This is a genomic window from Microbacterium sp. che218 (genome assembly GCF_040436305.1).
Lineage (GTDB): Bacteria > Actinomycetota > Actinomycetes > Actinomycetales > Microbacteriaceae > Microbacterium > Microbacterium algihabitans.
The window spans coordinates 3,319,744-3,334,854 of the sequence record NZ_AP031501.1 but is presented as its reverse complement, the minus strand read 5'-3'; the positions used below and the strand labels follow the sequence as shown (position 1 = coordinate 3,334,854).

Below are 15,111 nucleotides of genomic sequence, written 5' to 3'. Positions count from 1 at the left end.
GCGTCGAATGCAGGCGCACGCGCGCCCCCGCATCGGCGGTCGGCAACGACAGGCGGGCCTCTCGAACGGCGACCTGCCCAGGCCGCATCACCCGGTCAGGGCTGGGGCGGCAAAGCCTCGGAATCGATCCAGCGCGACAGCGTCGCCACGGCATCCGCTCCCCCGACGCGCTCGACGGCGCGGCGGAAGTCGTCGGTGGTGACGAGGGCGTGGCGGTGCTCCGCGGTCCACGACCGCAGCAGGCCGAAGAAGGCGGCGTCGCCCAGCTGACGGCGCACCGCGTGAAGGGTCAGCGCCCCGCGCTTATAGACCCGATCGTCGAACATGTCGTCGGGCCCGGGATCCACCAGCAGCAGATCGCGCGGTTTCGCCGCCAAGCGCGCGTGGTACTCGCCCACGCAGGTCTGCACGGTCGGTCCGCCCGAGTGCTCCGACCACAACCACTCCGCGTAGCAGGCGAAGCCCTCGTTGAGCCAGATGTCGCTCCAGCGCGCCAGCCCCACGCTGTTGCCGAACCACTGGTGCGCGAGCTCGTGTGCGACGAGGCGCTGGGCGGCGGGGACGAGGTGGTTCATCCCGAACACGGCCAGACCCTGGGCCTCGAGGGGGATCTCGAGCTCGTCGGCCGTGACCACCAGCGTGCACGCGGGTTGGGGGTAGGGCCCGAAGAGGGTGTCGAAGAGCCGCAGCATTTCGGGCACCGGCGCGAAGGCGCGATCGACCGCCGCGGTGAGGGCGGGCGGCGCGCTCACCGTCACGGCGGGAACGACCCCGGTGCCGGAGCCCGCGAGCGGGCGCGTGCGATACCGCCCCACGTGCACGGCGGCGAGGTAGGTGGCGGTCGGCACGTCGGAGACGAACGTCGAGGTCACCCGACCGCCTCGACGTGAGCTGACGCTCTCGACTCCCGTGGCCACCGCGGTGTAGCCGTCGTCGACGGTGATCTCGAGGCGCATCGGAGCCCGGTTGTCGGGTCGGTCGTTGCAGGGGAACCACGTGGGGGCTCCGACCGGCTGCCCGGCCACGAGGGCACCGTCGGTGAGCTCCTCCCACCCGACCGCGCCCCACCGCGACCGACGCGGCGCGGGGGCCCCCGCGTACGCTACTTCGATCTCGAACGCCTCGCCGACGCTGAGCGCCCGCGCCGGCGTCACCCGGAGCGCACGGGGCCCGGGAGTGAACCGCACCGCCTCGCCATCGACCTTCACGCGCGAGGTGCGGAGCCCGACCAGGTCGAGCGCGAACGACGTCACCGCTTGCCGGGCGACGGCGGAGATCGTGGCCACCCCCTCGAGGCGGTTCGTGCGTACGCGGTATCCGAGCACCAGGTCGTACGACGTCACGTCGTACGAGAGGTCGCCGCTCTGCGGGGCGTAGGCGTCGGCGCTCACGAGGTCGACTGGTAGGCGCGCACCTTGACCGCGCGCCAGGGGCCGATGGGGTTGCCGCTCCACCGCGAACCGACGGGCACCGTCTCGCCGCGCATGACGAGCGACGCGGGTCCGACCGTGGCGTGCGCCCCGAGGGTCGAGGCGGGCAGCACGACGCTGTGGGGGCCGAGCGTGGAACCCGGTTCCAACTCGACGGTGTCCATGCTCATGATTCGATCATGGAACAGATGCGTCTGAACCACGCATCCGCGGTTGACGGTTGACGCGTCGCCCAAAGTGACCAGGTCGGGCTCGGGCAGCCAATAGCTGTCGCACCACACGCCCCGGCCGATCTTCGCGCCGAGGGATCTCAGCCACACCGCCAGCGCGGGCGTCCCCGCGGCCGCACGGGCGAACCAGGGTGCGGCGACCATCTCGGTGAAGGTGTCCGACACCTCGGTGCGCCAGACGAAGCTCGACCACAGGGGCTGCTCGCCCGCCCGGATGACGCCGACGATCGCCCACTTGGCCGCGGTCGACACCCCGGCGGCCACGGCTCCCGCGCCCAGCAGCACGACGCCCGAGAGCAGCAGCGTCCCCACCGGACCGACCGTGTCCCACAGCGCGGCGAGCGCGAAGAGCACGCCCAGCCCGATGGCGCACGTGACGACGACGGGCACGAAGCGGCACAGCTCCCACAGCGTGCGCGCGAGCCGCAGACCGGCAGTAGGCCGGTACGTGCGCGACTCGTCGCCCTCCGCCGACAGGCGACGCAGGCGCACGGCGGGTGAGCCGAGCCACGACGACCCCGCCTTCGCCTTGGGCGGGGCGGCCGAGAGCACCGCGACCAGTCCGTCGCGGGGCACGCGGTGTCCGGGGGCCGCCATGCCGGAGTTGCCGAGGAACGCGCGCTTGCCGATGCGCACGGGACCGATGCGCATCCATCCGCCGTGCAGCTCGTACGACGCGATCATCGTGTCGTCGGCGAGGAACGCTCCGTCTTCGATGCGCGCCATCGACGGGATGAGCAGCACGGTCGACGCCTCGACGTCGCGACCCACGCGCGCGCCCAGCATGCGCAGCCACACCGGCGTGAACAGCGACGAGTACAGCGGGAAGAGGATCGTGCGCGCGGCGTCGAGCAGTCGCTCGATCGTCCACGCCTGCCAGGCGACGCGACTGCGCACCGGGTGGGTGCCCTCGACGAGCCCGATCGAGAACAGACGCACGAGAAGCACGACGGATGCCGCGAACACGAGCCCCGTCACGGCCACGGCCGGAACGAGCCACGCGAACGCCGCCCCGGCTGCCTGCGCGAGCTCCGCGCTGCCGCGCAGGCCCTGGGCGAGCACGAGTCCTCCGACGGTGAAGGCGGCGAGCGGCAGGAGCGCGAGCACGACGGCCGACACCGCGTACGCCCACAACCACCGCGTGGGGGCAGCGGGCCGCTCGCGCGGCCAGTCCCGTGCGATCCCGCCCACCCGTTCGGCGGGAGAGCCGGCCCACGACTGGTCGGCCTTGACCCGACCGAACACCGCGGAGCCCGGGGCGATCTCGGCCCGTCGACCGATGCGGGTACCGGGCGCGAGGGTCGATCGGGCGCCGACCGTCGCCCCGGCCCCGATGCGCACCTGGCCGATGCGCACGAGGTCGCCGTCGATCCAGTACCCCGTCAGATCGACCTCGGGCTCGATCGAGGCGCCGTCGCCGATCACGAGCATCCCCGTCACGGGCGGCAGAGCGTGCAGATCCACGTCGCGGCCGATGCGTGCGCCCAGGGCCCGCGCGTAATACGACACCCACGGCGCTCCGGCCAGGCCCACGGCATCCACTTGGTCGGCGATCTGCTCCGCCAGCCACAGGCGGATGTGCACCCCGCCGCCGCGCGGATAGTCGCCGGGGCGCACCCCCGCCAGCAGGAGGCGGGCGGATGCCACGGCGATGGCCATGCGCCCGAACGGGGTCGAGAAGATCAGCAGGCCGATGACGAGCACGGGCCAGGGAACGGAGGGGAGCACCTCGAAGCCGGGCACGGTCTGCAGGATCGCGGATGCCGTGAGCAGGTACAGCAACCACCGCACGCCCGACAGGATGAACAGCGGGGCCCCGAGCAACGTCTGCACCCACTGGGTCGATCGCGGGGTGGGCGCGGCCCGATGGAACGACGCGGGCGTCTCGTCCTTGAGCTGCGGGCCGAGGGCCTTCGCCATCGCGCCCAGTCGCGGCACGTCGTAGATGTCGGCGACCGAGAACTCCGGCACGCGCACGCGGATGCGCGACACCAGCTGCGCGGCGGCGAGCGAGCCGCCTCCGAGATCGAAGAAGTCGCTCTTCCGGTCGGTGACGGCGAGCCCCAGCACCGCCTGCCACTGCTCGGCCAACCACGCCTCGTCGGCGGAGAAGTCGGTCGCCGCGGGCGCGTCGACGCCCGGCAGCGGCCACGGCAGCGCCGCGCGGTCGACCTTTCCGGAGGTGCGCACCGGCAGGGCGTCGACGACGCCGAGCAGGGGGATGGTCGCCGCGGGCAGTCGCTCGGCCAGCGCCGCCCGCGCGGCGGACCGGTCGAGCTCCGCCCCCTCCTCCATGACGAGGTAGCCCACGAGCACCGGCACCCCGGCCTCGGTGGTGCGCACGGCGACCGTGGCAGCGCTGACGTCGGGCAGGTCCTGCAGTGCCGACTCGACCTCGCCGAGCTCGATCCGTCGACCGCCGACCTTCACCTGGTCGTCGGCGCGTCCCTGGAACACCAGGCCCGCCGGGTCGAAGCGCACGAGGTCACCCGACCGGTAGGCGCGCTCCCACCCCAGCGTCGGCATCGGCGCGTACTTCTCCGCGTCCTTCGCGGGGTCGAGGTAGCGGGCGAGGCCCACGCCGCCGATGATGAGCTCCCCCACCTCGCCCTCGCTGACCGGCAGGCCCTCGCCGTCGACGACCGCGAGCGACCAGCCGTCGAGCGGCAGGCCGATGCGCACGGGGAGCGATCCGTCCAGCGGCGCGGCGCACGCGACGACGGTGGCCTCGGTGGGGCCGTAGGTGTTCCACACCTCGCGCCCCTTCGCGACGAGTCGCGCCGCCAGCTCGGGCGGGCACGCCTCCCCGCCGAAGATCAGCAGGCGCACGTTCTCGATCGAGTCGGCCGGCCACATCGCCGCGAGCGTCGGCACCGTCGACACGACGCTGATGCTCTGACGCAGCAGCCACGGGGCGAGGTCTTCACCCGAGCGCACGAGCGAGCGCGGCGCCGGCACGAGGCACGCACCGTGCCCCCAGGCCAGCCACATCTCCTCGCACGAGGCGTCGAAGGCGACGCTGAGCCCGGCGAGCACCCGGTCGCCCGGTCCCAGCGGATCGCCCTGCAGGAAGATACGTCCCTCCGCCTCGACGAACGCCGCAGCCGACCGGTGGGTGACCGCGACTCCCTTGGGCACCCCGGTGGAGCCCGAGGTGAAGATGATCCACGCGTCGTCGTCGACGCCCGGGGGCGCGACCACGGGGACCGCGTTGGTGCTCGGGTGGGGCGCATCGCCCTCGTACAGGCGGACGAGGTCGGCATCCGGATCGCTCGCGACGAACTCGCCGTCACCGGCCACGATGCCCTTGACTCCCGCCTCGCCGAACACCAATCGCGCTCGCTCGTCGGGGTCGTCGGCGTCGACGGGCACGTAGGCCGCCCCGGCCGCCATCACCGCGAGGATCGACACGTACAGCTCCTTCGAGCCCGACGGCATCCGCACCCCCACGCGGTCGCCCCGGCGCACCCCGGCGGCGTGCAGCGCCGCGGCCGTGCGCCACACGCGCGCCAGCAGTTCGCGGTAGCTCAGCGCGCCCGATCCGTCGTCGATCGCCGAGGCTTCCGGATGCCGCGACGCGACGTCGCTGAGAAGGTCGATCAGCGTGCGGGCGGGGGCGGCGGCGGCCGTTCGATCGAGCGGAGCCTGTGCGGCGAAGGCGGGTGTCGTCACGGACGGAAGAGTACCGGCCCCGGGGAAACGGATTCCGCCGCAGAACACCCCGGAACGGCGCGCCCGGTTCACCTGCCGTTCACCCGCACAACGCAGTCTGTTAGCAGTCGCTGTTTACCGTGCCGGAGAGCCCTGCACCGGGTTTCCAGTTCCCGACATCCGAAGGATTCACACAGTGAAGATCTCCCGCCTCGCCCAGCTGGGCACCGTGGCCGCCGTCGCCTCTCTCGCGCTCGCCGGTTGCGCCGGCCCCTCGGCCTCCGGTGGCGACGCCGCCGGCACCTCGGCCTCCCCCTCCGACTCCGGCGTGGCATTCACCGTCGACACCGCCCTCACGGGCACCATCACGTCGGGCGGCTCGAGCGCCCAGTCGAACGCGCAGGCCGCGTGGACCGCCGCGTACAACGCCCAGGCCAAGGGCGTCACGATCAACTACGACAAGTCGCAGGGCTCCGGCGGCGGTGTCACCAACTTCCTGAGCGGCGCCTACGACTTCGCCGGCTCCGACGCTCCCCTCACCGCCGACCAGACCACCCAGTCGAAGGCGCTGTGCACCGAGGGTGGCGTGAACATCCCGATCTACCTCGACGGTGTCGCGATCATCTTCAACATCCCCGGCGTCACCGACCTCAAGCTCTCGGGCGAGACCATCGCGAAGATCTTCGCGCTGCAGATCACCGACTGGTCCGACCCGGCCATCACGGCCGACAACGGCACTGCCCTCGCCGCGGGCCCCATCACCACCGTCGCGCGCTCGGACGGCTCGGGCACGACCACCAACTTCACCAACTACCTCGCCGCGACCCAGTCGTCGGTGTGGACCTCCCCGGCCGGCAAGGACTGGCCGATCGAGGGCAACGTGTCGAAGCAGAAGGGTGGCTCGGGTGTCGTCGAGGCCGTCAAGGCCGGTACGGGCACCATCGGCTACGCCGACCACTCGGCCATCGGCGACCTGAACGCCGCGTCGATCGTCCAGGACGGCACCGCCATCGCGTACAGCGGCGAGGCCGTCTCGAAGACCTTCGACCTCGCGGCTGCCGACGCCAGCAACGGCGTCACGGGTGACCTGTCGAAGAAGTTCGACTACTCGAAGCTCACCGCCGAGACCTACCCGATCCCGCTCGTGTCGTACGCGATCACCTGCACCTCGTTCAAGGACGCCAAGCAGGCCGAGCTCGTGAAGTCGTACCTCGGCTTCATCACGAGCACCCTCGGCCAGGAGGTCGCCGCCAAGAACGCCGGCTCGGCTCCGCTGCCCGAGTCGGTCCTCGAGGCCGCGCAGGAGACCCTCTCGGCCATCAAGTAAACATCTCGTCGGACTCGGCCCGGCCCGCATTCACCTGCGGGCCGGGCCGGGCTGATCGGAACGGTCGACCACCGTCGAACGTTCCGCTGAGCCGAAATCCTCAGAGAACACCCGATCGAGGAGAACCCATGACCCGTGCCGAGCGTGAGGTCCCCCGTGACTGACACCGTCACCGAACCCGAGACCTCGCCCGCCTCCCCGCCGCCGTCGCAGCCTCGCTCGAGCATCGTCGGCAGGCGCCGCGTCGGAGACTCCGTCTTCCTCGGTCTGTCGACCACCGCCGCGGTGTCGATCATGATCATCCTCGCCGGCGTCGCGATCTTCTTGATCCTGCGCGGCCTGCCCGCCATCACGGGCAACTGGACCGAGGGCGACCTCGCCGGCTACCAGAACGGCCAATGGACCAACTTCTGGCAGTACGTCGGCCCGCTGCTGTTCGGCAGCATCTGGGCGGCGCTCATCGCCATGATCATCGGCGCTCCGGTCGCGATCGGCATCGCGCTGTTCATCTCGCACTACGCCCCGCGCCGCATCGCCGGATTCCTGGGCTACATCGTCGACCTGCTGGCCGCGGTCCCCTCGATCGTCTTCGGCCTCTGGGGCATCATCGTCATGCGCCCGCTGCTGCTGCCGGTCGGCGAGTTCCTCAACCAGTACCTCGGCTGGATCCCGCTCTTCCAGGGTCCGGTCTCGTCGACCGGCTCGACCATGCTCACCGGTGGCGTGGTGCTCGCCGTGATGATCCTCCCGATCGTCACCTCGATCACCCGCGAGGTGTTCCTGCAGACCCCGCGCCTGCACGAAGAGGCGGCCCTCGCCCTCGGTGCGACGCGGTGGGAGATGATCCGCCTGTCGGTCTTCCCCTACGCCCGCAGCGGCATGGTCTCGGCCACGCTGCTCGGCCTGGGCCGCGCGCTCGGCGAGACCATGGCCATCGCGCTGATCGTGTCGCCCAGCCTCATCTACTCGGTCCTGCTGCTCAGCGACGGGTACAACTCCCAGACCATCGCCGCCAACATCGCGCTGAACTTCCCCATCGCCACCGACCTGCAGCGCTCGGCGCTGATCGGCACGGGCCTGATGCTGTTCGTCGTGTCGCTCGCGGTCAACATGTTCGCCCGCTACATCATCGGTGCGACCGGACCCGGGTCCAAGGGCCGCAAGAAGGGCAAGCGTTCATGACCGTCACGGCCCCCTCCGCTCCCCTGGCGCTGACCAGCGGGCAGCTCCCGCGCTACATCGAGCCGATGATGCTCGTGGGCGTCGCGATCGTCGTCGCCGGCGTGCAGCTGCTGCTCGGCAGCTTCAACCTCGCGACCTGGCTGATCCTCTCGGCGATCATCTACCTCATCGCGATCGGCGTCGGCTCCACCATCGTCGAGAACCGTCGCAAGGCGGTCGACCGGGTGGTGCGCGGCCTCGTCACCGTCGCGTTCCTGCTGGCCGTTGCCCCGCTGATCTCGACCCTCTGGACCGTCGTCTCCAAGGGCCTCGCGGTCGTCAACTGGAACTTCATCACCCAGACCGGCGGATCGACCTTCGACCCGAACACCCTCGAGGTCGTCGCCACGGCGGGTGCGTGGCAGGCCATCGCCGGAACGCTGATCATCACGGGCATCGCCGCGCTCATCTCCGTGCCGATCGGCATCCTCGCCGCGGTCTACCTGGTCGAGTACGCGCAGCCGAACAACCCGCTGCGTCGCGCCATCACCTTCCTCGTCGACGTGATGACGGGCATCCCCTCGATCGTCGCCGGTCTGTTCGCGTTCTCGCTGTTCAGCCTGGTCATCGGTCCGAAGGCGTTCAGCGGCTTCTCGGCATCCATCGCCCTCTGCGTGCTGATGATCCCCATCGTCATCCGCTCGACCGAAGAGATGCTGCGCCTTGTGCCCGCCGACCTGCGCGAGGCGTCCCTCGCCCTGGGCGTGCCGCGTTCGGCGACGATCATCAAGGTCGTCCTGCGCACCGCGGCATCCGGAATCATCACCGGCGTCGTGCTCGCCGTGGCCCGCGTCGTGGGTGAGACCGCGCCGATCTTCATCGCCGCCAGCTTCACCGACAACTTCAACTCCAACCCCTTCGACGGACCGATGCAGACGCTTCCCGTCATGGCGTACACCGCGTACAGCTTCCCCGGGCAGGACATCGACGCGTCGCAGGCAAACGCCTGGGGTGCGGCCTTCCTGCTCGTCGTCCTCGTCGTCATCTTCAACCTGATCGCCCGTATCGTGGCGGCGGTGTTCGCGCCCAAGGCGCGCTGAGCCCAGAAAGGCACTCACTCGTGTCCAAGAGCATCGAGGTCCAGGACCTCAACGTCTACTACAGCGACTTCCTCGCGGTCGAGGGCGTCTCGATCGACATCGAGCCCCGCTCGGTCACCGCGTTCATCGGCCCCTCGGGCTGCGGCAAGTCCACGTTCCTGCGCACCCTCAACCGCATGCACGAGGTCATCCCGGGCGGTCACGTGAAGGGCCGCGTGCTCATCGACGGCGACGACCTCTACGGTCCCGGCGTCGACCCCGTGCTCGTGCGTCGTCACGTCGGCATGGTCTTCCAGCGTCCCAACCCGTTCCCGACCATGTCGATCCGCGAGAACGTGCTGGCCGGCGCGAAGCTCAACGACAAGCGCATGTCGCGCAGCGACGCCGACGCCCTCGTCGAGAAGTCGCTGCAGGGCGCCAACCTCTGGAACGAGGTCAAGGACCGCCTCGACAAGCCCGGCGGCGGCCTCTCGGGTGGTCAGCAGCAGCGTCTGTGCATCGCGCGCGCGATCGCCGTCTCGCCCGACGTGCTGCTGATGGACGAGCCCTGCTCGGCCCTCGACCCCATCTCGACGTTCGCGATCGAGGAGCTGATCGGCGAGCTGAAGAGCGAGTACACGATCGTGATCGTGACGCACAACATGCAGCAGGCCTCGCGCGTGAGCGACAAGACGGCGTTCTTCAACATCGCCGGCACCGGCAAGCCCGGAAAGCTCATCGAGTACAACGACACCGCGTCGATCTTCACCGCCCCCAGCGTCCAGGCGACCGAGGACTACGTCTCGGGTCGCTTCGGATAAGCACCCCGCGCACCGCGAAGGCCCCGCTCCGGCGGGGCCTTCGCCGTTCGCGCCTCAGTCGCGCGGGCCCAGCAGGTAGGCGTTCAGCTCGTCGGTGAACGCGCGGTCGACCGGCACCGGCGTGCCGTCGACGGAGCGGATCGGGGCGGCGAGCCGCACGCTCGACAGCAACCAACCGGCATCCGCCGTCGCGAGATCGGCCACCGGGACCGTCTCGTACGCCGTCGAGAAGCCGCGGGCCTCGAAGAACGAGAACAGACTCAGCTGGGTCGTTCCGTGCAGGATGCCGGCGGCGGGCGACGGGGTCACGAAGCGATCACCGACGCGGAGGACGACGGATGCCGTGGGGGCCTCGAGCACGAACCCGTCGGTGGTGACGAAGACGGCGTCGTCTGCCCCGCGACGCTGGGCCTCGCGGATGGCCGCCATGTTCACGCCGTACGACAGCGTCTTGGCACCCAGCTGCAGCCACGGCGCGTGCGCGGGGGCGTCGAGGGTATAGCCGCGGTCGAGGGTGACGACGTCGACACCTTCGCTCCGGGAGCGGGAGTTGTCGGGCGCGGTGGCGAGGGTGATCCACGCGGTCGGGGTCGGGCCCTGCTCCACACCTCGGCTCAGGACGAGCTTCATGACGTTCTCGCCCGAGCCCGCCTCGGTGGCGACGCGGGCGATCGCCGCCCGCCACTGCGCGGGGTTTGGTGCGGGCAGCTCGCAGAGCTCGGCCGAGCGCGCGAGGCGGGCCAGGTGCGGACCCACCTCCTGCACGTGCCCGTCGACGACTCCGAGCGACTCGAAGATCCCGTCGCCGCGCTGGGCGCTCAGCTCTCCGAGCGGAAGGACGGGTCCGTCGGGGTCGACGACGCGGAACGTCGCGTCCCACTCCTCTCGGGTGTCGTCGGATGCCGCGGGGTCGAGCACAAGAGCGGAACGCCAAGCCATACCGCGAGCCTAGACGCGCAAGGCGACACGCCCGGGGCTTGTCAACGGGGCTGTCGGAGGGAATGCCTTCGCGCCGGTCTTGTTACACTCTTCATGCCGGGCCGCAGTAACCCCGGGCTCCATCTTCTGCCGCTCTGAGCGGCCTTGCGCCGAGAGGCGTTCTGCGGTCCGGCACTTTTCTTTTCCGCGGTGGGTTCTCCCGCGGATCGCTCAGGTCAGCGCGTCGCGGCGCCACAGAGCGGCGGATGCCGAGAGATCCTCGGCGTAGGTCGCGAGTCGCAGTGCACGCGTGGTCAGGGCGCTCGCCCGCTCCGACTCGGTGTTCTCGTAGTCGTCGGCGAGATGGGTGGACCCCGCCGCCTGCACTCGGCAGAACGCCGCTGCGCGATCGAGGGCGACGGCGAAGTCCCCCTCGAACAGACCGCGCAGGATGGTGTCGATGAGCGCGACGAGCTCTTCGGGCCCGGCGGGGGCAGGGGCCCCGGCCACCACGGCATCCACCGTCGCCATCTCGACCCGGCCGCGCTCGTACAGCAGGGCGGCGGTCGCGGCGTCGTCGTGGATCATGAGCTGCAGCAGGTAGAGCCGCCACAGTGCCCCGGGCAGCGACCGCGCCGGCGAGCGCGACCACAGCTCGGCGATGTCGTCGATGCCGTGGTCGTCGGTGAAGGCGACCAGTCGCTCCACCACGTCGACGGTCGGATCAGCGCGAACCCGCGACAGGAGCGCCTGAGCGGTGCTGTGCGCGACGCGCGACACCTCAGCCGGATCCTCGGCGGAGAACAGGCGGTCGAAGAGCTCGGCGGGACGCCGGACCGGCTTGTGGAACTCGCGGGGGGAATCGCTCATGCATCCAGGCTAGAGCGTCGCCCCGGGAGGCCGGGCCGGACTCAGGCGGGGCAGCTCACGCCGTGGCGACAGCGAGCACGGGGGCCGAGCTCGGCGTGCCGTCGGGCGAACCGCCGGCGGGTTCGACGGTCACGGCGATGACGTCACCGCTGTGCATCTCGCCCGCCAGTTGGGCCGTGGCGTTGCCGTCGGCATCCGGCTCGAAGATCCCGGCCGGGATGGCGATCTGGTTCTCACCGCGGACGAACCACAACTCGTAGGTCTTGCCGTCGGGCAACGCCGGCATGCCGTCGGCGACGAGCACACTCTTGCCGCTCGAGGGCGACCAGTGGGCCGTGGCGACCGTGCCGTCGGGCATGGTGGCAGAGGCCGACTGCGCGTCGGGCGCGTCTTCGATCTGCTGCAGGGCCACGACCGCGGCGGGCGGGGCGAACAGCTGACTGACGGTGACGGCGCCGAAGCCGAGAACGAGGACGGCGGCGAACGACGCGGCCAGCGCGAACCAGCGGCGGGCGCCCCAGCCGGATGCCGAGGACGCACCGACGGTGACGGCCTCGCGTTCGGGCTCGACGACGGCGGGCCCAGCCGCGGCGTAGTCCTCGTCATCGACGGCGGATTCGTTCGAAGAAGTGGATGCCGCTGAGTCCTGCGGCAGCTCGGAGATGCGGGCGAACAGCGACGCACGCACGGACGGCGGGGGCTCGACGGGCTCGACGGAGTCGCCGATCGCGGCGACCGCATCGACGGCGTGGCGCACGTGGTGGTCCCAGTTCGGGTTCCCCGCGAGAGCCTCCTGGTACGCGCGCTCATCAGCCTCGGAAAGCGCGTTGAGCGCGTGTCCGACGGCGAGGTCGGCGAAATCCCTCTCGTTCACTTGTCCACCCCCATTTCCATCCTCAAGCGCGACAGGCCGTCGCGCATCCTGGTCTTGATCGTGCCGAGCGGTGCCCCGACGAGGGTTGCGATCTCACTTTGGCTGTACCCACCGAAATAGGCGAGCGTGAGTGCTTCCTTCTGTGCTTCGGGAAGCGCCGCCAATGCATCGACGACGCGCCGCCCTTCTATTTTCATCTCTACTTTTTCCGACACGGCGTCATAAGCGACATCCATATCGCGGAATCCTGCGCGCACGTCGCGATCGACACTCGACTGCGACGACCGCACGCGGTCCACCGCTCGTCGGTGCGCGATCGTGAGAACCCACGATCTTCCTTGCCCTCTGTTCGGAGTGAAGCGCGCAGCGGATTGCCAGATTTCGAGGAAGACCTCCTGCAAAACCTCTTCGCTCTGCGACCGGTCGACGAGCACGCGCAGGATGAGACCGAACACGCGAGCGGACAGCGTGTCGTAGAGCTCGGCGAAAGCGGAGCGGTCGCCGGCGGCCACGCGTTGCAGCAAGGCCCCGACATGATCGGCAGGCGCAGGCCCCTCATCGGGGAGGTCGAAGCCGTCGATCACCATGAGTCCCATCATTGCGTACGTCTCCGCGTGGGCACGCGTGGGTGCGCGCGCGTCGCGCGTGAGGTAGCGCCCGCGGCCCTCCCCGCCCTTTCCGAACGCGGACCGAACTCGTCGAAAAATATTCTCGAGAATATTTTCAACCCGCTGATCTGGTATTTCTCGAGATCCGGATGCCGTTGAGCCTGGTGAATCGCAACATTCCGCAATCCGATGCGCCGGGGGTCCCGAATGCCCTGTGTAAGCCGCTCCACGGCGAACCGCCCCTCGCACCGGGGTGTCCCTGACGGGTCGCAGACGCGATCCGGACGATTTCGGAGGAATGTCATGCTCACCAACAAGAAGCCCGTTATTGCTGGTCTCGCCCTCGTTCTGGGCTCGGCCTTCGCACTCACCGCCTGCTCGGGCGGCTCCACCGCCGGCGGCAGCACCACCGACGAGTCCTCGTCGATGCCGTCGATGTCCGCATCGCCGTCGATGTCGGCTTCGTCCAGCGCCATGGACCCGGCCTCCAACCTCGTGGGCCCCGGTTGCGCCGACTACGCCGCCGCCGTTCCCTCCGGTGCCGGCTCGGTCGCCGGTATGGCCGCTGACCCGGTCGCGGTCGCCGCGTCGAACAACCCCCTCCTCAAGACGCTCACCGCAGCCGTCTCGGGCCAGCTGAACCCCGACGTGAACCTCGTCGACACCCTGAACGGCAGCGAGTTCACCGTCTTCGCCCCCGTCGACGACGCGTTCGCCAAGATCGACGCCGCGACCATCGACTCGCTGAAGACCGACTCGGCCACCCTGACCAAGATCCTCACGTACCACGTGGTCCCCGGCCAGCTCTCGCCCAGCGAGATCGACGGCACGCACACCACCGTCGAGGGCCAGGACGTGACCGTCGCCGGCTCGGGTGACGCGATCACCGTCAACGGCTCGACCAACGTCATCTGCGGTGGCGTCCAGACGGCCAACGCCACGGTGTACCTCATCGACTCGGTGCTGATGCCCCCGATGTAAGTCCTCGGACGCGCGGCGACGCGCATCCGACCGATCACTCAGTGATCGACCTTGACGGCGAGCGCCGGACCCCAGGCGAGGGGGTCCGGCGCTCGCTTTCGTTCGTCAGGAACCGAGGACGCGGACGATCTCGTCCTGCACGAGCCGCGCCGCGACGGGGCCGGCGTTCATGAACCAGGGGTCGAAGTCGACGGTCGTCGTCTTCCCGTCTGCGACGGCGGAGAGGGTCGACCACAGGGGGGCGTCCTCGATGAACGACACGCCCTGCCCCGTTCCCCCGTAGAACACGTGATCGGCATCGGCGAGGTCGATCTGCTCGGCACTGATCTCCTGCGATGTCTCGTCGAACCGCTGGGACTCCGGCCGTCCGAGACCGAGGTCTTCGGCGATCCCGCCCGCGAACGAGGGCACGCCCATGATGCGCGTGCGATCGCCGGTCGACTGCAGGAACGACACTGTCGGCTCCCCCGCGGCGTGCGTCGCGGCGAAGTCCGCACTGTCGCTCTGCAGCGCATCCAGCTCGCCGCGAGCCGTTCTCTCGTCGCCCAAGGCGTCGGCGATGAGCAGGAAGTCGCTCTTCCAGTTCACGCCGTTGCCCTTCGTCACCACCGTCGGGGCGATCGCCGAGAGCGCGTCGTAGAGCGCCTCGCCGCGCGTCGAGTTGATGAGGATGAGGTCGGGCGCCGCCTGCGCGATGGCCTCGAGGTCGGGCTCGGTGCGTTCTCCGATGTCGGTCATCGCGTCGAGCGATGCCGCGTCGTCGGCGAACGCGTCGCGCAGGTACGGCGGAACGAGCCCGCTGTTCTCGGCCCGGGTCGCGGCGACGGGGACGTCGCCGAGCGCGAGCAACGCATCGAGCTGCCCCGTCGAGACCACCGCGATGCGCGTCGGCGCGGCGGGGATCTCGGTGACCCCCGCGAAGTGCGTCACCTCGCGGGGGAAGACACCGTCGGCCTCGTCGGAGCCCATGCCCGGCTCGAGGTCGCGCGAGACGACCCACTCTCCGGTCGCCGCGGCTTCGGCATCCACCTTCGGGGTGGAGGCGGCGGGGCCGGCGCAGCCCGCGAGGGCGACGACGGCGACGGCACCGAGAGCGGCGACGAGGGGACGAAAACGATGGCGGGAAGACAGGGAACGAAAAGCAGTCACAGGGTTAGGTTA

Annotated in this window: 11 protein-coding genes and 1 pseudogene; 5 read left to right on the top strand and 7 right to left on the bottom strand. The window is 70.3% G+C overall.

Annotated elements, in window-relative coordinates; translation table 11 throughout:
• Positions 1–95 precede the first annotated feature (95 nt).
• Complete coding sequence (locus tag ABXS86_RS15715) at positions 96–1,391, bottom strand: M1 family metallopeptidase (protein WP_353665077.1); 1,296 nt, start codon at positions 1,389–1,391, stop codon at positions 96–98.
• A complete protein-coding gene (locus tag ABXS86_RS15710; RefSeq protein WP_353665076.1) occupies positions 1,388–5,332 on the bottom strand; it encodes a Pls/PosA family non-ribosomal peptide synthetase in 3,945 nt (1,314 codons plus the stop codon). The genes ABXS86_RS15715 and ABXS86_RS15710 overlap by 4 nt, the downstream gene beginning before the upstream one ends.
• A 175-nt stretch (positions 5,333–5,507) precedes the next feature.
• On the opposite strand from ABXS86_RS15710, the gene ABXS86_RS15705 reads away from it, so the two are divergent.
• The 4 genes and pseudogenes from ABXS86_RS15705 to pstB all read left to right on the top strand — a co-directional run bounded on the left by ABXS86_RS15705 (position 5,508) and on the right by pstB (position 9,699).
• On the top strand, positions 5,508–6,638 hold the full coding sequence (locus ABXS86_RS15705) for a PstS family phosphate ABC transporter substrate-binding protein (RefSeq protein WP_307213003.1): 1,131 nt from the start codon (positions 5,508–5,510) through the stop codon (positions 6,636–6,638).
• 294 nt (positions 6,639–6,932) lie between these two features.
• Positions 6,933–7,709 (top strand): annotated as a pseudogene (gene pstC, locus ABXS86_RS15700) (phosphate ABC transporter permease subunit PstC); the annotation flags it as partial.
• Positions 7,710–7,816: 107 nt separating this feature from the next.
• A complete protein-coding gene (pstA, locus tag ABXS86_RS15695) occupies positions 7,817–8,899 on the top strand; it encodes a phosphate ABC transporter permease PstA (RefSeq protein WP_353665074.1) in 1,083 nt (360 codons plus the stop codon).
• Positions 8,900–8,919: 20 nt separating this feature from the next.
• Complete coding sequence (gene pstB, locus ABXS86_RS15690; RefSeq protein ID WP_144833083.1) at positions 8,920–9,699, top strand: phosphate ABC transporter ATP-binding protein PstB; 780 nt, start codon at positions 8,920–8,922, stop codon at positions 9,697–9,699.
• A 54-nt stretch (positions 9,700–9,753) separates the two neighbouring features.
• On the opposite strand, the gene ABXS86_RS15685 is transcribed toward pstB, so the two are convergent.
• The 4 genes from ABXS86_RS15685 to sigK all read right to left on the bottom strand — a co-directional run bounded on the left by ABXS86_RS15685 (position 9,754) and on the right by sigK (position 12,948).
• Entirely contained in the window at positions 9,754–10,638 is an 885-nt protein-coding gene (locus tag ABXS86_RS15685) for an aminotransferase class IV (RefSeq protein WP_353665073.1), read from the bottom strand.
• A gap of 210 nt (positions 10,639–10,848) precedes the next feature.
• Complete coding sequence (locus ABXS86_RS15680) at positions 10,849–11,487, bottom strand: DNA-directed RNA polymerase subunit beta (protein WP_251508956.1); 639 nt, start codon at positions 11,485–11,487, stop codon at positions 10,849–10,851.
• Between the two features lie 55 nt (positions 11,488–11,542).
• On the bottom strand, positions 11,543–12,361 hold the full coding sequence (locus tag ABXS86_RS15675; RefSeq protein ID WP_307213011.1) for an anti-sigma factor domain-containing protein: 819 nt from the start codon (positions 12,359–12,361) through the stop codon (positions 11,543–11,545).
• Positions 12,358–12,948 carry an ECF RNA polymerase sigma factor SigK gene (sigK, locus tag ABXS86_RS15670; RefSeq protein ID WP_373459181.1) on the bottom strand — a complete coding sequence of 197 codons (591 nt, stop codon included), beginning with the start codon at positions 12,946–12,948 and terminating at the stop codon, positions 12,358–12,360. Before sigK ends, ABXS86_RS15675 begins: the two co-directional genes overlap by 4 nt.
• A gap of 324 nt (positions 12,949–13,272) precedes the next feature.
• Between sigK and ABXS86_RS15665 the strand changes: the two genes are divergently transcribed.
• The gene (locus ABXS86_RS15665; RefSeq protein ID WP_307213015.1) at positions 13,273–13,950 is read left to right on the top strand and encodes a fasciclin domain-containing protein; all 678 of its coding nucleotides are present in this window, start codon (positions 13,273–13,275) and stop codon (positions 13,948–13,950) included.
• Between the two features lie 105 nt (positions 13,951–14,055).
• On the opposite strand, the gene ABXS86_RS15660 is transcribed toward ABXS86_RS15665, so the two are convergent.
• Positions 14,056–15,099, bottom strand: a complete 1,044-nt coding sequence (locus tag ABXS86_RS15660; protein WP_353665072.1) for an iron-siderophore ABC transporter substrate-binding protein — start codon at positions 15,097–15,099, stop codon at positions 14,056–14,058.
• Positions 15,100–15,111 lie beyond the last annotated feature (12 nt).

Bases quoted from the DNA above. Each gene is read 5' to 3' on its own strand.
- pstA (WP_353665074.1), top strand. From the start codon at position 7,817: ATGACCGTCACGGCCCCCTCCGCTCCCCTGGCGCTGACCAGCGGGCAG.
- ABXS86_RS15685 (WP_353665073.1), bottom strand. From the start codon at position 10,638: ATGGCTTGGCGTTCCGCTCTTGTGCTCGACCCCGCGGCATCCGACGAC.
- ABXS86_RS15680 (WP_251508956.1), bottom strand. From the start codon at position 11,487: ATGAGCGATTCCCCCCGCGAGTTCCACAAGCCGGTCCGGCGTCCCGCC.
- sigK (WP_373459181.1), bottom strand. From the start codon at position 12,948: ATGGTGATCGACGGCTTCGACCTCCCCGATGAGGGGCCTGCGCCTGCC.
- ABXS86_RS15665 (WP_307213015.1), top strand. From the start codon at position 13,273: ATGCTCACCAACAAGAAGCCCGTTATTGCTGGTCTCGCCCTCGTTCTG.